Source organism: Citrobacter sp. Cf132 (genome assembly GCF_030333885.1).
GTDB classification, from domain to species: Bacteria; Pseudomonadota; Gammaproteobacteria; order Enterobacterales; family Enterobacteriaceae; genus Citrobacter; species Citrobacter freundii.
The window spans coordinates 1-17,503 of the sequence record NZ_JAOWFA010000018.1 but is presented as its reverse complement, the minus strand read 5'-3'; the positions used below and the strand labels follow the sequence as shown (position 1 = coordinate 17,503).

19 protein-coding genes and 1 other annotated feature are annotated in these 17,503 nt (G+C 50.7%); of the genes, 10 read left to right on the top strand and 9 right to left on the bottom strand.

The window, feature by feature from the left end:
• Positions 1-18: 18 nt before the first annotated feature.
• Complete coding sequence (locus OGV85_RS00400; RefSeq protein WP_003031224.1) at positions 19-810, bottom strand: cytochrome C assembly family protein; 792 nt, start codon at positions 808-810, stop codon at positions 19-21.
• Positions 811-975: 165 nt separating this feature from the next.
• Here OGV85_RS00400 and ffh point away from each other — a divergent pair, with 165 nt between their 5' ends.
• The 5 genes from ffh to rplS all read left to right on the top strand — a co-directional run bounded on the left by ffh (position 976) and on the right by rplS (position 4,601).
• A complete protein-coding gene (ffh, locus tag OGV85_RS00395) occupies positions 976-2,337 on the top strand; it encodes a signal recognition particle protein (protein WP_003031226.1) in 1,362 nt (453 codons plus the stop codon).
• Positions 2,338-2,586: 249 nt separating this feature from the next.
• On the top strand, positions 2,587-2,835 hold the full coding sequence (rpsP, locus tag OGV85_RS00390; protein ID WP_003031228.1) for a 30S ribosomal protein S16: 249 nt from the start codon (positions 2,587-2,589) through the stop codon (positions 2,833-2,835).
• Positions 2,836-2,853: 18 nt separating this feature from the next.
• Entirely contained in the window at positions 2,854-3,402 is a 549-nt protein-coding gene (gene rimM, locus OGV85_RS00385) for a ribosome maturation factor RimM (RefSeq protein WP_061547952.1), read from the top strand.
• Between the two features lie 44 nt (positions 3,403-3,446).
• Complete coding sequence (gene trmD / locus OGV85_RS00380) at positions 3,447-4,214, top strand: tRNA (guanosine(37)-N1)-methyltransferase TrmD (RefSeq protein ID WP_003031232.1); 768 nt, start codon at positions 3,447-3,449, stop codon at positions 4,212-4,214.
• A gap of 39 nt (positions 4,215-4,253) precedes the next feature.
• Entirely contained in the window at positions 4,254-4,601 is a 348-nt protein-coding gene (rplS, locus tag OGV85_RS00375; RefSeq protein WP_002914145.1) for a 50S ribosomal protein L19, read from the top strand.
• A 131-nt stretch (positions 4,602-4,732) separates the two neighbouring features.
• Here the strand turns inward: rplS and OGV85_RS00370 are convergent, their stop codons facing one another.
• The 4 genes from OGV85_RS00370 to OGV85_RS00355 form a co-directional block, all read right to left on the bottom strand.
• The gene (locus OGV85_RS00370; protein ID WP_003839836.1) at positions 4,733-5,215 is read right to left on the bottom strand and encodes an OmpA family protein; all 483 of its coding nucleotides are present in this window, start codon (positions 5,213-5,215) and stop codon (positions 4,733-4,735) included.
• A 12-nt stretch (positions 5,216-5,227) separates the two neighbouring features.
• Positions 5,228-6,454, bottom strand: coding sequence for a diguanylate cyclase DgcN/YfiN (gene dgcN / locus OGV85_RS00365; RefSeq protein ID WP_032949832.1), 1,227 nt, complete (start codon positions 6,452-6,454; stop codon positions 5,228-5,230).
• Positions 6,447-6,965 carry a regulatory sequestration protein YfiR gene (yfiR, locus tag OGV85_RS00360; RefSeq protein WP_003839843.1) on the bottom strand — a complete coding sequence of 173 codons (519 nt, stop codon included), beginning with the start codon at positions 6,963-6,965 and terminating at the stop codon, positions 6,447-6,449. Before yfiR ends, dgcN begins: the two co-directional genes overlap by 8 nt.
• A gap of 158 nt (positions 6,966-7,123) precedes the next feature.
• Positions 7,124-7,498, bottom strand: a complete 375-nt coding sequence (locus OGV85_RS00355) for a DUF2799 domain-containing protein (RefSeq protein WP_061547951.1) — start codon at positions 7,496-7,498, stop codon at positions 7,124-7,126.
• A gap of 213 nt (positions 7,499-7,711) precedes the next feature.
• Between OGV85_RS00355 and aroF the strand changes: the two genes are divergently transcribed.
• Together aroF and tyrA are read left to right on the top strand one after the other, a co-directional pair.
• Positions 7,712-8,782: a 3-deoxy-7-phosphoheptulonate synthase AroF gene (gene aroF, locus OGV85_RS00350; RefSeq protein ID WP_003031241.1), complete on the top strand. Its 1,071-nt coding sequence runs from the start codon at positions 7,712-7,714 to the stop codon at positions 8,780-8,782.
• A gap of 10 nt (positions 8,783-8,792) precedes the next feature.
• Positions 8,793-9,914, top strand: a complete 1,122-nt coding sequence (tyrA, locus tag OGV85_RS00345; RefSeq protein ID WP_003031242.1) for a bifunctional chorismate mutase/prephenate dehydrogenase — start codon at positions 8,793-8,795, stop codon at positions 9,912-9,914.
• Positions 9,915-10,010: 96 nt separating this feature from the next.
• Here the strand turns inward: tyrA and pheA are convergent, their stop codons facing one another.
• The 4 genes from pheA to bamD all read right to left on the bottom strand — a co-directional run bounded on the left by pheA (position 10,011) and on the right by bamD (position 12,767).
• Positions 10,011-11,171, bottom strand: coding sequence for a bifunctional chorismate mutase/prephenate dehydratase (pheA, locus tag OGV85_RS00340; protein WP_003826458.1), 1,161 nt, complete (start codon positions 11,169-11,171; stop codon positions 10,011-10,013).
• 22 nt (positions 11,172-11,193) lie between these two features.
• Positions 11,194-11,319 (bottom strand) — a sequence feature (Phe leader region).
• On the bottom strand, positions 11,271-11,318 hold the full coding sequence (gene pheL / locus OGV85_RS00335; RefSeq protein ID WP_100250063.1) for a pheA operon leader peptide PheL: 48 nt from the start codon (positions 11,316-11,318) through the stop codon (positions 11,271-11,273). It overlaps the preceding feature by 48 nt.
• A 102-nt stretch (positions 11,320-11,421) precedes the next feature.
• On the bottom strand, positions 11,422-11,760 hold the full coding sequence (gene raiA, locus OGV85_RS00330) for a ribosome-associated translation inhibitor RaiA (protein ID WP_003031244.1): 339 nt from the start codon (positions 11,758-11,760) through the stop codon (positions 11,422-11,424).
• A 269-nt stretch (positions 11,761-12,029) separates the two neighbouring features.
• Positions 12,030-12,767 carry an outer membrane protein assembly factor BamD gene (gene bamD / locus OGV85_RS00325; RefSeq protein WP_003031245.1) on the bottom strand — a complete coding sequence of 246 codons (738 nt, stop codon included), beginning with the start codon at positions 12,765-12,767 and terminating at the stop codon, positions 12,030-12,032.
• Between the two features lie 131 nt (positions 12,768-12,898).
• On the opposite strand from bamD, the gene rluD reads away from it, so the two are divergent.
• The 3 genes from rluD to clpB all read left to right on the top strand — a co-directional run bounded on the left by rluD (position 12,899) and on the right by clpB (position 17,310).
• Complete coding sequence (rluD, locus tag OGV85_RS00320) at positions 12,899-13,879, top strand: 23S rRNA pseudouridine(1911/1915/1917) synthase RluD (RefSeq protein WP_003031246.1); 981 nt, start codon at positions 12,899-12,901, stop codon at positions 13,877-13,879.
• Positions 13,876-14,607, top strand: a complete 732-nt coding sequence (yfiH, locus tag OGV85_RS00315) for a purine nucleoside phosphorylase YfiH (protein WP_061547950.1) — start codon at positions 13,876-13,878, stop codon at positions 14,605-14,607. Before rluD ends, yfiH begins: the two co-directional genes overlap by 4 nt.
• A 129-nt stretch (positions 14,608-14,736) precedes the next feature.
• On the top strand, positions 14,737-17,310 hold the full coding sequence (clpB, locus tag OGV85_RS00310) for an ATP-dependent chaperone ClpB (RefSeq protein WP_003031249.1): 2,574 nt from the start codon (positions 14,737-14,739) through the stop codon (positions 17,308-17,310).
• Positions 17,311-17,503: the final 193 nt, after the last annotated feature.

Genomic DNA, 17,503 nt, shown 5'->3' with positions numbered 1-17,503 from the left:
GTAGGATTCCTTAAAGATTTAACTCACGAACTGCTGCAGGATACGACTGCCGAAATAGGCCAGTGTCAGAATGCCTGCGCCTGCGACGTTAAACCATACGACGCGACGTCCGCGCCAACCTTCATGGTAATGCCCCCACAACAGAACGATATAGACAAACCATGCCACGATAGAGAGAACGGCTTTATCAATGTTCTCGGTACTGAACAGGTTATGCATGTAAAACAGGCCTGTGCACAGGGTGAGTGTCAGCAGAACCACGCCAATTTGGGTGATATGAAACATTTTCCGCTCAATACTCATCAACGGCGGCATCTCATTGCTGAAAGCCAGTTTTTTGTTTTTCAGTTGGTAGTCAATCCATGCAAGCTGTAGCGCATAGAGTGCGGCGATAATCAGCGTGGCGTAAGCGAAAAGCGAAAGCCCGATATGGATCATCATGCCCGGCGTAGCTTCGAGATGGGTGATGAACTCGTTAGGCATAAACGTGGCGAAGGCCAGGTTTATCAGCGCAAAGGCGTAGACAATGGGCAGCAATAGCCAGCCTCGATTGCGGGAAGCGACAATGGTCATTACCGTACAGATCATCAGGCTCACCAGCGAGCCGACGTTCAACAGACTCAGGTTTTGTCCGCTTTCACCGCCGGGCAGAATACGCGCTTCCAGGGCGATAGCATGGCTTACCAGCGCGACAACCGCAGAGAGAATAGCCATACGCCGCCAGCCGCTGTTTTTTTGCAGCAGAGCGGGAATAATCAGCGCGAGGCTGACTGAGTAGGCGACAAGGGCGAGCAGAGCAAAAACGGGCATATAGGTGTCGACAGTTGGCCAGTGATAAAGAAAAGCAGTATAGCGTTACGTGACCGCTGCTCCAACCGTTGCATAACAACAAAGGCGGCTTCATGTTATACTGCGACAAATTTCTGTTGATGTGTCGCTGTCGCGACCGACCGTTTCCACCCCAGGCGAGAGACAATGTTTGATAATTTAACCGATCGTTTGTCGCGCACGCTGCGCAATATCAGTGGCCGTGGACGCCTTACTGAAGACAACGTTAAAGAGACGCTGCGCGAAGTGCGCATGGCGCTGCTGGAGGCTGACGTAGCGCTGCCGGTAGTGCGTGAGTTTATCAATCGCGTAAAAGAGAAAGCGGTTGGTCATGAAGTTAACAAAAGCCTGACGCCGGGTCAGGAATTCGTCAAGATTGTCCGTAACGAACTGGTTGCGGCAATGGGCGAAGAAAACCAGACCCTGAATCTGGCTGCACAGCCGCCAGCCGTGGTGCTTATGGCGGGCCTGCAGGGTGCGGGTAAAACGACCAGCGTCGGTAAGCTGGGTAAATTCCTGCGCGAGAAGCACAAGAAAAAAGTGCTGGTGGTCTCCGCGGACGTTTATCGCCCGGCGGCGATCAAACAGTTGGAGACTCTGGCCGAGCAGGTCGGCGTGGACTTCTTCCCGTCGGATGTTGGCCAGAAGCCGGTCGATATCGTTAACGCCGCGCTGAAAGAAGCCAAACTCAAATTCTATGACGTGCTGCTGGTGGATACCGCCGGTCGTCTGCACGTTGACGAAGCGATGATGGACGAAATCAAACAGGTCCACGCTTCTATCAAACCGGTAGAAACGCTGTTTGTGGTCGACGCCATGACCGGTCAGGATGCCGCGAATACCGCAAAAGCCTTTAACGAAGCGCTACCGTTAACCGGTGTAGTACTGACAAAAGTTGATGGTGATGCCCGTGGCGGTGCGGCGCTTTCTATTCGTCATATTACCGGTAAGCCGATTAAATTCCTCGGCGTCGGCGAGAAAACCGAAGCGCTGGAGCCGTTCCACCCGGACAGGATTGCTTCGCGTATTCTCGGCATGGGCGACGTGCTGTCGCTGATCGAAGATATCGAAAGCAAGGTTGACCGCGCGCAGGCAGAAAAATTAGCCAGCAAGCTGAAAAAAGGCGATGGCTTCGATCTCAATGATTTCCTTGAACAGCTTAACCAGATGAAAAACATGGGCGGTATGGCAAGCCTGATGGGCAAGCTGCCGGGCATGGGTCAGATCCCTGACAATGTGAAATCGCAGATGGACGATAAAGTTCTGGTGCGTATGGAAGCCATCATCAATTCGATGACGATGAAAGAACGCGCTAAGCCGGAAATTATCAAAGGTTCCCGTAAACGCCGTATCGCTGCCGGTTGCGGTATGCAGGTACAGGACGTAAACCGCCTTCTGAAACAGTTCGACGACATGCAGCGCATGATGAAGAAAATGAAGAAGGGCGGTATGGCGAAGATGATGCGTGGTATGAAGGGGATGATGCCGCCCGGCTTCCCTGGCCGCTAATCGGCCTGGCTTGTTTGCCATTTCGGCACTGGGGTGTGCTCGCCATCCTCACGTACTGCGTGTACGCTCCGGTGGCTGCGCACACACCGGCACCGAACTGACGGCACCGCCGACGGCCTTTTATAGCAGAGTTATCAACTGCTGATTGCATTTTCCCCAGAAATCAGTAAAATTTTCGGGCTTTTAATATGACACCCGGGCTCCGTTCCTCGATGGGGCCTGGGTGTTTTATTCACACAAGAGGATGTTATGGTTACTATTCGTTTAGCTCGTCACGGCGCTAAAAAGCGTCCGTTCTACCAGGTTGTTGTTACCGACAGCCGTAATGCACGCAACGGTCGCTTCATCGAGCGCGTTGGCTTCTTTAACCCAATCGCTAGCGAAAAAGAAGAAGGCACTCGCCTGGATCTGGATCGCATCGCTCACTGGGTTGGCCAGGGCGCGACTATTTCTGATCGCGTAGCTACGCTGATCAAAGCAGCAAACAAAGCAGCTTAATCTGTCACGGTGGTCATGATGAGCAAGCAACTCGCCGCACAGGCTCCTGTAGAACCCATCGTTTTGGGGAAAATGGGGTCTTCTTACGGTATCCGTGGTTGGCTCAGAGTGTTTTCTTCCACTGAAGACGCCGAAAGCATTTTTGACTATCAGCCCTGGTTTATCCAGAAGGCGGGTCAGTGGCAGCAAGTACAGCTGGAAAGCTGGAAGCACCACAATCAGGATCTGATCATCAAGCTGAAAGGCGTTGACGATCGTGATTCGGCGAATCTACTGACTAATTGCGAAATTATCGTGGATTCCTCGCAGTTGCCAGCGCTGGAAGATGGTTCCTACTACTGGAAAGACCTTATGGGCTGCCAGGTAGTGACCACTGAAGGCTACGATCTCGGTAAAGTCGTCGATATGATGGAAACCGGTTCGAATGACGTCATCGTCATCAAGGCAAACCTGAAAGATGCGTTTGGTATCAAGGAACGTCTTGTGCCGTTCCTCGATGGGCAGGTTATCAAGAAAGTCGATCTCGCTACTCGTACTATCGAAGTAGATTGGGATCCTGGTTTTTAAACCACCGGATAAACGGTAAAAGTCGGCGTTATGGGGATTGGCTTGTGTTTATAGGTATCGTTAGCCTGTTTCCAGAAATGTTCCGCGCAATTACCGATTACGGGGTAACTGGCCGGGCAGTAAAAAATGGCCTGCTGAACATCCAGAGTTGGAGTCCTCGTGACTTTACTCATGACCGGCACCGTACCGTGGACGATCGTCCGTACGGCGGCGGACCGGGGATGTTAATGATGGTGCAACCTTTACGGGACGCCATTCATGCAGCAAAAGCTGCGGCTGGTGAAGGCGCAAAGGTGATTTATCTTTCACCTCAGGGACGCAAGCTTGATCAAGCGGGCGTTAGCGAACTGGCCACGAATCAAAAGCTGATTCTGGTATGTGGTCGCTATGAAGGAATAGATGAGCGCGTGATTCAAACCGAAATTGACGAAGAATGGTCAATCGGCGATTACGTACTCAGCGGTGGTGAGTTACCGGCAATGACGCTGATCGACTCCGTTTCCCGATTTATTCCGGGAGTTTTGGGTCATGAAGCTTCAGCAATCGAAGATTCGTTTGCTGATGGATTGCTGGATTGCCCGCACTATACCCGACCTGAAGTGTTAGAGCAGATGGAAGTACCGGCAGTGTTACTGTCAGGAAACCACGCTGAGATACGTCGCTGGCGTTTGAAACAGTCGCTGGGCCGGACCTGGCTTAGAAGACCTGAACTTCTGGAAAACCTGGCTCTGACTGAAGAGCAAGCAAGGTTGCTGGCGGAGTTCAAAAAGGAACACGCACAACAGCAACATAAACATGATGGGCAGGCGTAAGCCCCCAATATCAGTTTACCCAGGATAAGAGATTAAATTATGAGCAACATTATTAAGCAACTTGAACAAGAACAGATGAAGCAGGACGTACCTTCCTTCCGTCCGGGTGATACCGTGGAAGTGAAAGTATGGGTTGTTGAAGGTTCCAAAAAACGTCTGCAGGCATTCGAGGGCGTGGTTATCGCTATTCGTAACCGCGGTCTGCACTCTGCATTCACTGTTCGTAAAATTTCCAACGGCGAAGGCGTTGAGCGTGTCTTCCAGACTCACTCTCCGGTAGTTGACAGCATTGCTGTTAAACGTCGTGGTGCTGTTCGTAAAGCTAAACTGTACTACCTGCGTGAGCGCACTGGTAAGTCTGCTCGTATCAAAGAGCGTCTTAACTAAGATTCGCGCAAGCGACATCCTGTTAGAAAAGGGCTGGCCGAAAGGCTGGCCCTTTTTTTATCCCGACGTTTGCTCTGTTGTTCTTTATGGCAATGGAATGACTGCGCGGCGCGCAGCCAGTTGGGGGATAATTATGGCGTCGTGATCACTACCGCCACGCGACGATTTTCAGCACGACCTTTTGATGTCTGGTTGCTGGCAATGGGATATTTCTTCCCGAGTCCCTGAGTCGTCAGGTTGGTGCGGGGAATGTTGGCGCCCTGCGCCCAGGCATCGGCAACCACATTCGCGCGTTTGAGCGACAGAGCTTCGTTATAGCTGTCTTCACCGTAGTTATCAGTATGACCATCCAGGCGAGCATGATTTAGCCCGGTAGCTGCCAGTTTGGATGCCATTTCCTTGATCTGCTTTTCGCTTTCGGGGCGGAGCTTGTAGTCGTTTTTATCAAACAGGATGTTATCAGACAGGCCCAGAGACCAGTCTCCTGATGCTTCAGTAAATCCGTATGATTTCATGGCTGCAATTTGCTCTGGGGTAAATTTCCCCTGAGGTGCCTGACAGCCTGCCAGAATCAGTAAAAGCAGAAGAAACGGGGATAATAAACGTTTTAGCATGTGTGTAATTCCTTATTTTTTAATAATGCGTTCAGAACGCAAATGTTTAGCCTGATACATATTTTGATCGGCAAGTTCTTGTAATTTTTCGGCAGAGGCATGTTCCCACGTCAGCGCAAACCCAATGCTGAGTGTCATGCTTGCCAGATGACCATTATGCAGGTCAAAAGGTCGGTTAAACTCTTGTGACAGTGCCGCGCAGATTCGCTGAACCTCATATTCAGAATGAACGCTATACAGCACCATCGCGAACTCGTCGCCGCCAAGTCTGTATGGCGAATGTCGATTACCGCCAAATTCGGACAGCCTTTTAGCGACTTCAATCAGAACCCGATCCCCCGCAGCGTGGCCCCAGGTATCATTGATAAATTTAAAATTATCACCATCAAGGAATAACAAAGCGGAGCTGCTGTGGGCGGCATCGTCATTCATCAGCGCGTTAATACTGCTACGAAAAGCGGCGCGATTTGCCAGGCCCGTCAGAGGATCATGTAGCGCGGTACGCAAAAGTTGAGCGTTCTTTGCCTGCAGCCGAAGTTGCCACTCCTCCATCTCGTCCAGCAGACTATTAAAGTCCTGGGCAAAAAGATGAAACTCCTCAATGCGTTCCTCGGAAACGCGTCGCGAAAAGTTACGGTTGGTACGTACATCATGTACCACCTCGGTTATATTTTGCAGGGCTTCCACGACGCCATTGTGTAAATAGCGGGTGAGCATTAATGCTATGCCTGATGCCAACAAAATGCACCCGGTAAGAACGGCCAGCGACAAATAGATGAAACGGCTGATAACGCTATCGCGTGCAGTCAATCGTACTTCGCCGATGACGTTGCCATTATGCAAAATAGGCTGAGTGACCGGTTGTGGGAATAGCCAGTGGCTGATCAGTCCGCTGATCTTCTCCGTGGTGTCTTGCGCGTTATAGCGCCAGGTGGCGATCACCTTCTGGTGTTTATTACGAACTTCCGCAACGGAAAATTGCCCTTGCTGGCCCAGTGCCGCCAGTGTTTCAGTTGCTGCAACACTATCAGAAAAGACTAATGCAGCTTCAAGCGTGCGGGTCATGGTAGCGGCAGTCAGATCCAGATTCTTTTGCGCATACTGTCTTAATGCCAGCACGGAAGAAATGCTGAGCAGCAGCCAGATCAACGTCATCGTCACCAGGACACTGATTATGCTGATACGCCGTAATGTCCGTTTAAACGTTGGGCGTGTTACAGGAAAATGGCCCTTATCCATGCTTATTATTCCGTGCAAGCATCAATACGTCAGGACTGACCCTTACGCCGCTGCGTGAAAGGGAATCCATATTTACGGAAAATCTCACATCTTCATCTTTAATTATGAGGCAAAAGGCGCTGCCAATAACGCATTCGGGATTTTGTTCTGCAATTAATAGCAATGCCTTAGTCGGATATTTATTCTTTAATTCCACCTGATAAGTAGGTGATTCTTTTCCAAAATAAAAACCGTCACATTGCGAAACTAATATTTCTTGTTCCGTACGAATGATGACGGGAAGATAGGGTAATGCCCCAGTACTGGTATCTTCCAGAACACTGGAAAAACGCGATGAAGAGAAAATACACAGTTTGGGTGGCCCGGAAAGTGCAGGCCAGCGTGTATAACTGACGATGCCGGAAACCATAGCACGTACAGATTTTGCTTCTTCTGTAACGCTTTGGGCGTACAGCGGTAACCCGGTCAGGAGCAGTGCCAGTAGAAGTATGAGTCGGTAAGAATAGCTCATGAATAGTTACCTACCAGCGTTTGCCGTAAAGCGTCGAAATACATTCAAGATTGTTTAAGACAAAATAACATTATTTTCCTAAGTCGTCATTATTCCAGGGGTAAAGCTGATGGCGATTTAAGTTAAATCCTAGTTGGCTGTAAAATTTAAGCCATTGTTTAGTTTAATCTTATTGAGGCAGTACCTTCGTTTGCTCCTTTTTTCCAGGCATCGTGTAACTGGTCAATATTTTCGACCGTATCACAACTTGCAGGAAAGGTTTTCCCGGCCAGACCTCTGGCGTAAACAAAATCTTGCTGGCAGATTTTGCGTTGTCCTTCGGCGTAACCCTTAAGATATTTCGTACGATCGACTTCGGGATCATTGAAGTTGTCGGCAAGAGTTTCATTATCTTTAACGGCATAGCCCGAAATGGCATCTTGTATCCCGGCGTCATACCAGTCAGTACCAGTCCAGGTGGGGGCATGGGTATAGGGATCTATCTGACATCCGCTAAGAAGGAATAGAAATAAGATGCTGATGGGTTGCTTCATTGCCTGTGCTCCCTTGTTTTTTAAGCATAGCGGATCTGAAAATTCGTGGTGTAAATTTAAATGTACACATATAAGAGCTGTTTTTGCCTTAAAATAACGCCGTGTAAATTAAAATTTACGGATTGTGGATTGAAATCTTTACCTGTTGTGGTATCGTTATTTCCTCCTCGCTGAGGATCAACTATCGCAAACGAGCTAAACAGGATCACCATCATGCAAAAAGACGCGCTGAACAACGTACATATTACCGACGAACAGGTTCTGATGACCCCGGAGCAGCTGAAAGCTGAATTTCCGCTGAGCCAGGAGCAAGAGGCGCAAATCGCCCAGTCGCGTAAAACCATCTCAGATATTATCTCCGGTCGCGATCCGCGCCTGCTGGTCGTATGTGGCCCATGCTCCATTCACGATCCTGAAATGGCTATTGAGTATGCTCGTCGATTTAAAGCCCTTGCCGCAGAGGTCAGCGATAGCCTCTACCTGGTGATGCGCGTCTATTTTGAAAAACCCCGTACCACCGTTGGCTGGAAAGGGTTAATTAATGATCCTCATATGGATGGCTCTTTTGATGTTGAAGCAGGTCTGAAAATTGCGCGTCAGCTGCTGCTTGAACTGGTAAATATGGGACTGCCGCTGGCAACTGAAGCGCTGGATCCAAATAGCCCGCAATACCTGGGCGATCTGTTTAGCTGGTCTGCAATCGGAGCCCGTACCACGGAATCGCAGACACACCGCGAAATGGCTTCCGGTCTTTCCATGCCGGTCGGCTTTAAGAATGGTACTGACGGTAGCCTGGCGACCGCCATTAACGCCATGCGTGCGGCTGCGCAGTCGCACCGCTTTGTTGGTATTAATCAGGCCGGGCAGGTTGCGCTGTTGCAAACTCAGGGGAACCCGGACGGCCACGTGATCCTGCGCGGGGGTAAAGCGCCGAACTACAGCCCGGCAGATGTCGCCCAGTGCGAAAAAGAGATGGAGCAGGCGGGACTACGACCTTCTCTGATGGTAGATTGCAGTCATGGTAATTCCAATAAAGATTACCGCCGTCAGCCTGCCGTGGCTGAATCCGTAATTGCACAAATCAAAGATGGCAATCGCTCGATCATTGGTTTGATGATTGAAAGTAATATTCACGAAGGCAACCAGTCTTCTGAACAGCCGCGCAGCGAAATGAAATACGGCGTGTCCGTAACCGATGCCTGCATTAGCTGGGAAATGACGGATGCGCTGCTGCGTGAAATTAGTCAAGATTTAAACGGTCAGCTGTCGGCGCGTGTAGCATAAGAGGTTGGTTATGGTTGCTGAATTGACCGCATTACGCGATCAAATTGATGAAGTCGACAAGGCGCTGCTGGATTTACTGGCACGCCGCCTGGAGCTGGTTGCCGAAGTTGGTGAAGTAAAAAGCCGTTTTGGGTTGCCGATTTACGTGCCGGAACGGGAAGCCTCTATGCTTGCCTCTCGCCGGGCAGAAGCGGAAGCCCTTGGCGTGCCGCCGGATCTGATTGAAGATGTGCTACGCCGCGTTATGCGTGAGTCCTATTCCAGTGAGAACGACAAAGGGTTTAAAACGCTTTGTCCTTCTCTGCGGCCGGTAGTGATCGTCGGTGGCGGCGGTCAGATGGGGCGTCTGTTTGAAAAAATGCTCACCCTGTCAGGTTACCAGGTGCGGATCCTGGAACAGCAGGATTGGGATCGCGCGCCGGAGATCGTCTCTGATGCTGGGATGGTGATCGTCAGTGTGCCGATCCACATCACCGAGCAGGTGATCGCCAAACTACCGCGTCTGCCGTCTGACTGCATCCTGGTGGATCTGGCTTCAGTGAAAAATGGTCCTTTGCAGGCGATGCTGGCTGCACATGATGGCCCGGTGGTGGGGTTACACCCAATGTTTGGTCCGGACAGTGGCAGCCTGGCAAAGCAGGTCGTCGTTTGGTGTGATGGACGTCAGCCGGAAGCCTATCAGTGGTTTCTGGAACAGATTCAGGTATGGGGTGCACGACTACATCGGATCAGCGCCGTTGAACACGATCAGAACATGGCGTTTATTCAGGCATTGCGTCACTTTGCGACCTTTGCTTACGGTCTGCATTTAGCGGAAGAGAATGTTCAACTGGAGCAGCTGCTGGCGCTCTCTTCGCCGATTTACCGTCTTGAACTGGCGATGGTTGGCCGTCTGTTTGCCCAGGATCCGCAGCTCTATGCCGATATTATTATGTCTTCTGAGAGCAACCTTGCGCTGATCAAACGCTACTACCAACGTTTTGGTGAGGCGATTGGTTTACTGGAACAGGGCGATAAGCAAGCGTTTATCGACAGTTTCCGTAAGGTCGAGCATTGGTTTGGCGATTATGCGAAACGCTTCCAGAGTGAAAGCCGTACTTTGTTACGCCAGGCGAATGACAGCCGTCCTTAATTAAGATGCCGGATGGCGGCTTCGTCTTATCCGGCCTACAAAAATCGCATGAATTGTAGGCCGGATAAGCGTAGTGCCATCCGGCACTGTCAAACGTTAGCTCGGATCGACCGGCACCACGTTCTCACTCGGATAGCATCCCAGTACTTTCATCGAACGTGTAATCTCACCCAGCTCTTTCAATGCTTTTTGCATTTGGGGCGATTCCAGATTGGCCTGGATATCAAGATAAAACATCTCTTCCCACGGATTGCCGTGAATCGGGCGTGACTCCAGTTTAGTCATAATCAGATTATGGTTACGCAGCACCAGCAATGCTTCTACCAGCGCACCGGCCTGTTGTCCTGTTGCCATCAGCAACGTGGTTTTTGCCGGAACCTGGTCGGATACATTGATTGCTTTACGTGCCAGCACCACGAAGCGGGTGATGTTTTGCGACTGGTTAGCCTCAATATGCTCGAGAACCTGCAAACCATACAGTACGCCTCCGGCTTCGCTCCCCAGGGCCGCCACGCGCGGCGAGTTAGCCTGCGCAACTTTTTCCATTGCCGCAGAGGTGCTTTCAGTGTACTCAATCTTCCAGTGCGGGTAGCGATTCAGGAACTTGCTGCACTGCTGGAACGGCTGTGGATGGCTGTATACCGTTTCAATGGTCTCAAGATCCGTCGTGCCGGACACCAGTACACAGTGGTCTATCGTAATGGTCATCTCGCCAACAATAGACAGGCTGGTGTGCTGTAGCAGGTCGTAAACGTCGTTAATCCCACCGGAGCTGGTGTTTTCAATCGGAACCACAGCATAGTCAGCCTGTCCGGTTTCGACCTGATTAAAGATATCGGCAAATTTTGCGCAGCCGCTTTCAATAAATTGTTCAAAATGGCGGGCGGCGTACTGACGTGCTGCCAGATGGGAATATGATCCTTTTGGCCCAAGGAAGGCCACGCGCGCGGAGTGTGGGTTAATTTTGTTCAGGTGCTGCTGGAGCAGAGCCTGTTGAGTCAGGACGGAGTCTTCGATTATGAGCTGGAACAGGCGGGTAATGTAGTGAGCATCGAGATGATGTGCTTTGCCCAACTGAATCAGACGGTCCAACAGGTCACGTTCACGGTCGATATCTCGTACCGGACGATGTGAAAGCAGTTTGGCTTTACCAACTTCTACGGCCAGTCCACGTCGCTCAGCCAGCAGGGCCAGTAATTTTTCATCCAGCGTGCTGATCTTATCGCGCAGCGCCAACAATGGGTTTTCCGATGTCATAGTGTTGCCTTTCTTGTTATCAATAAAAAAGGCCCCCCGTTGTGGGAGGCCTTATTGTTCGTCTTCGCATTCTTTATCACACGACGAAACGCCTCCCATTCAGGGGAAGGTAAAAAAGAATGCGAAGAAGAACGGGACAAGTTTCATGTAATTTTCCTTTGGCTACGTCAGTAAAGTACCCGTACTGTTTTCACCCTGTCAACAAAAAACGCGCCCGAAGGCGCGTTGGCGATACACTCAATGTAAGGGACTACTCTTCTTCTGCTTCGACGAAGTTGGCGTCTTTGACTGAAGTTGTTGCACGACGGGCTTCGCCTTTGTGCTGCACTTTATTGAGCTGCCGTTCCAGCTTGTTGATCAAATCGTTAATTGCGGTGTACATATCCTCGTGTTTTGCGCTGGCGACCAGATGTCCGTTCGGTGTATTGATGGTGGCATCAGCAATGAAACCCTGTGGCTCCTTAGACAGAATGATATGTGGATTAATCAGATGAGTTTGCCATTTTTCTAGTTTGGCGAGACGGTCTGCGACATGCTGGCGAATTGCCGGAGTAATTTCCATTTGTTTACTGGTAATGTTCATTGTCATAAATTTTACCTCTTGTCTTTCCCGTCTTGGTGATTCCAGCATACCGTTCCCAATGTCAAAATGCGTGATCTAAATCACATTTTTTTGTCGCTTTTTGTCAAGAAAACCTTTTTGTGAGGCACCGCAGGAACAGGCGATTTTTTACTTGAGGAATACCTGAAAGCAGGCCATATTTGATAGGATGCGTCGGAGCTAAACCGCTTCAGTTGTAGCGTTAACGGATAAAAAAACGGCAGCCCTTGGGCTGCCGTTTTGCATTCTGAGGTAAATCAGGTATTGCTGCTGTTGGCGGCAATGATTTTCGCTACTTTTTCTGCCTGCGCATTCATCTGCATCTGGCGATAAGCTTTTTCCATTAACGGCAGAGCATCACGTGTTGCCTGAGTATCAGGGTAGTCGCGTAGCATACCTTCCACACGGTTTACCACGGCAACCCATGCACCGCGGGCAGTGTAGTATTCCGCAACGGAATATTCATACTTCGCCAGACGATCTTTCAGGAACACCAGACGTTTGGTGGCATCAGTGGTGTACTGGCTGTTCGGATAGCCACGTACCAGTTTGGAAAAGTCATTAAACGCAGCTCGGGCGTGTTGCGGATCGCGATCGCTGCGATCAACACCAAAGAATCCTTGCAGTGCGCTATCATCCAACGCCATATTGGTCAGGCCACGCATATACATGACATAATCAATGTTAGGGTGTGTCGGGTTAAGACGGATAAAACGATCGATAGCAGCCTGAGCAAGTGGCAGATCGGCGTTTTTGTAGTAGGCGTAGATGAGATCTAATTGCACCTGCTGAGAATACGGTCCAAATGGATAACGGTTATCCAACGCTTCCAATTGCGTTATTGCCTGTTTCCAGTTACCGTCCTGCAGCTTTTGCTGAGCAGTCGCGTAGATTTCATTTGGCGGATTATCGGGCACCTCTTCCTTTGAACCAGAGCAACCCGCCAAAAACAGGCTCAACGTGGCTGCTGCCACCAGATATTTCATGCGCGTCATGACGTTTTGACTTTCCTCAAAATGTAATACGGGAGATTCTCTGTTCCTGCTCCCGGTTAAGACCAGCTACAATAGCACACTATATTAAACGGCAAAGCCGTAAAACCCAACGTTAAACGAAGAAGCAGTTTATGGCACAACGAGTAGAACTCACCGCAACAGTCTCCGAAAATCAGCTCGGTCAACGCTTAGATCAGGCTTTGGCCGAATTGTTCCCTGATTATTCGCGATCGCGCATAAAAGAATGGATCCTCGACCAGCGCGTGCTGGTAAATGGCAATCTTTGCGATAAACCGAAAGAAAAAGTGTTGGGTGGAGAGCGTGTCTCCATCAATGCAGAAATTGATGAAGAGGTTCGTTTTGAACCTCAGGATATCCCACTGGATATCGTTTATGAAGATGATGATATTCTTGTCATCAACAAACCCCGTGACCTTGTAGTGCATCCGGGCGCCGGGAATCCTGATGGTACGGTATTGAATGCGTTACTGCATTACTACCCGCCAATCGCGGATGTTCCTCGTGCCGGTATCGTACACCGTCTGGATAAAGACACGACCGGATTAATGGTGGTGGCAAAAACTGTTCCGGCACAAACACGTCTGGTTGAGTCATTGCAGCTGCGCGAAATTACCCGTGAGTACGAAGCCGTAGCAATTGGTCACATGACTGCTGGCGGAACCGTTGAGGAACCGATTAGCCGTCACCCGACCAAGCGTACGCACATGGCGGTACACCCAATGGGGAAACCGGCGGTAACGCACTATCGCATTATGGAACACTTCCGTGTGCACACGCGTCTGCGGTTGCGTCTGGAAACCGGACGTACGCATCAGATCCGCGTGCACATGGCACATATCACTCATCCGCTGGTGGGCGATCAGGTCTACGGCGGTCGTCCACGTCCACCGAAAGGCGCTTCTGACGAATTTATCTCCGTACTGCGTAAGTTCGACCGCCAAGCGCTACATGCGACCATGCTGCGTTTGTATCACCCGATTTCCGGTATCGAAATGGAATGGCATGCGCCGATCCCACAAGATATGGTGCAATTGATTGAAGTGATGCGCGCTGATTTCGAAGAACATAAGGATGATATTGCCTGGCTATGAGTAAGCTAATTGTTCCGCAGTGGCCGATACCTCAAGGTGTCGCGGCGTGTAGTTCTACCCGTATTGGCGGAGTCAGTATGCCGCCTTACGATTCGCTGAATCTGGGCGCCCATTGCGGCGATAACCCGGAGCATGTTGAAGAGAACCGCAAACGACTGTTTGCTGCGGGCAATCTGCCGTCAAAGCCGGTCTGGCTGGAGCAGGTCCACGGTAAGGATGTCCTGAAACTGACAGGCGGGCCTTACGCCTCCAAACGCGCAGATGCGTCGTATAGCAACACGCCGGGCACAGTGTGTGCGGTAATGACCGCTGATTGTCTGCCGGTGCTGTTTTGCAATCGCGCCGGGACGGAAGTGGCTGCGGCCCATGCGGGTTGGCGAGGATTATGCGCTGGCGTGCTGGAAGAGACGGTGGCGTGTTTTGCCGACGAACCTGAAAACATTATTGCCTGGCTAGGACCGGCGATAGGCCCAAACGCCTTTGAAGTGGGAGCAGAAGTTCGCGAGGCATCCATGACGAAAGATCCGCAAGCGGACCTCGCATTTGTACCGCGCGGCGACAAGTATCTGGCGGATATCTACCAGCTTGCCCGTCAGCGGCTGGCAAATGTCGGCGTGGAGAACATCCACGGCGGCGACCGTTGCACCTTTAGTGAAAGTGAGACGTTCTTCTCTTATCGTCGCGACAATACCACGGGTCGTATGGCAAGTTTTATTTGGCTGATATAACCTAAAGAATCAAGACGATCCGGTACGTGTAATTTTCTTTTCACATAATTCAGGTCATTCACCTTGAATAATTGAGGGATGACCTCATTTAATCTCCAGTAGCAATTTTGACCTGTTATGGGAGGAGTTATGCGTCTGGATCGTCTTACCAATAAATTCCAGCTTGCTCTTGCCGATGCCCAGTCACTCGCATTGGGGCACGACAATCAATTCATCGAACCACTTCATCTAATGAGCGCCTTGCTGAATCAGGAAGGGGGATCGGTACGTCCTTTATTAACGTCTGCTGGCATTAATGCTGGCCAGTTACGTACAGCCATTGACCAGGCGTTGAGCCGCTTGCCGCAGGTAGAAGGTACCGGCGGTGATGTGCAGCCTTCTCAGGAACTGGTGCGTGTACTGAATCTTTGCGACAAGCTGGCGCAAAAACGTGGGGACAACTTTATTTCGTCAGAACTGTTCGTTCTGGCGGTGCTTGAGTCACGCGGTACGCTGACCGACTTATTAAAATCAGCAGGGGCGACGACCGCCAATATCACTCAGGCAATTGAACAAATGCGTGGAGGTGAAAGCGTGAATGACCAGGGGGCTGAAGACCAACGTCAGGCCTTGAAAAAATATACCGTCGATCTGACTGAACGTGCTGAACAGGGCAAACTCGATCCAGTTATCGGCCGTGATGAAGAAATTCGCCGTACCATTCAGGTGCTGCAACGTCGTACTAAAAATAACCCAGTGTTAATCGGTGAACCCGGTGTCGGTAAAACAGCCATTGTTGAAGGGCTGGCCCAACGCATCATCAATGGTGAAGTGCCGGAGGGCTTAAAAGGCCGTCGTGTACTGGCGCTGGATATGGGCGCGCTGGTGGCTGGGGCCAAATATCGCGGTGAGTTTGAAGAGCGCTTAAAAGGTGTGCTGAACGATCTCTCGAAACAGGAAGGCAACGTCATTCTGTTTATCGACGAATTGCATACCATGGTTGGGGCGGGTAAAGCCGATGGCGCGATGGACGCCGGGAACATGCTGAAACCAGCGCTGGCTCGCGGGGAACTGCACTGCGTAGGTGCCACAACGCTTGATGAATATCGCCAGTACATCGAAAAAGATGCGGCGCTGGAACGTCGTTTCCAGAAAGTGTTTGTGGCTGAACCTTCAGTGGAAGACACCATCGCAATCTTGCGTGGCCTGAAAGAACGTTATGAGCTGCACCATCATGTGCAGATTACTGACCCGGCGATTGTTGCGGCAGCTACGTTGTCTCATCGTTATATTGCCGATCGTCAGTTACCGGATAAAGCTATCGACCTTATTGACGAAGCGGCATCCAGCATTCGTATGCAGATTGACTCCAAGCCGGAGGAACTCGACAGACTCGACCGCCGTATTATCCAGCTCAAACTGGAACAGCAGGCATTAATGAAAGAGTCTGATGAGGCAAGTAAAAAACGTCTCGATATGCTCAACGAAGAGCTGGACGACAAAGAGCGCCAGTATTCTGAGTTAGAGGAAGAGTGGAAAGCTGAAAAAGCCTCCCTCTCGGGAACGCAAACTATCAAGGCTGAGCTGGAGCAGGCAAAAATCGCCATCGAACAGGCGCGCCGCGTTGGCGACCTGGCGCGGATGTCTGAACTGCAGTACGGCAAAATTCCTGAACTGGAAAAACAGCTGGAAGCAGCCACCCAGTCTGAAGGCAAAACCATGCGTCTGCTGCGTAATAAAGTCACGGATGCAGAAATTGCTGAGGTGCTGGCGCGCTGGACCGGGATCCCGGTTGCTCGCATGCTGGAAGGCGAACGGGAAAAACTGTTGCGTATGGAACAGGAGCTGCACAGCCGTGTGATTGGTCAGAACGAAGCGGTGGAAGCCGTTTCTAACGCCATCCGTCGTAGCCGCGCGGGCTTGTCCGATCCGAATCGTCCGATTGGTTCATTCTTGTTCCTTGGTCCAACCGGGGTCGGTAAAACCGAACTGTGCAAAGCGCTGGCAAACTTTATGTTCGACAGTGACGACGCAATGGTGCGTATCGATATGTCCGAGTTTATGGAGAAACACTCGGTGTCTCGCTTGGTTGGGGCACCTCCGGGATATGTCGGTTATGAAGAAGGTGGGTATCTGACGGAAGCAGTACGTCGTCGTCCTTACTCTGTCATCCTGCTGGATGAAGTGGAAAAAGCGCACCCGGATGTGTTCAACATTCTGCTGCAGGTGCTTGACGATGGTCGTCTGACTGACGGACAGGGAAGAACGGTCGACTTCCGTAATACGGTTGTCATCATGACCTCAAACCTGGGGTCCGATCTAATCCAGGAACGCTTTGGTGAGCTGGATTACGGCCACATGAAAGATATGGTGCTGGGCGTCGTGAGCCATAACTTCCGCCCGGAATTCATCAACCGTATAGATGAGGTTGTTGTATTCCATCCGTTGGGTGAGCAGCACATTGCTTCTATTGCTCAGATCCAGCTGCAGCGTCTGTACAAACGTCTGGAAGAGCGTGGCTATGAAATCCACATTTCTGACGAGGCGCTTAAACTGCTGAGTGCGAATGGTTACGATCCGGTGTATGGCGCACGTCCATTGAAACGTGCTATCCAGCAGCAGATCGAAAACCCGCTGGCGCAGCAAATTCTGTCTGGTGAACTGATTCCGGGCAAAACGATTCGTCTGGAAGTGAATGACGATCGCATCGTGGCAGTGCAGTAAGTCACAAAACAACAATAAACGGGCCCTGCGGGGCTCGTTTTTGTTTAAAATTCAGGCGAAAATAGACGTATTGATTGAAAAGTAATCGCTTGATAAGTTTTTTATATTTTTAACTTGTCAGCCTGAAATAACTCCCTATAATGCGCCTCCACTGACACGGAACAACGGATTACAAGCCGCCGGGTCAGCGGGG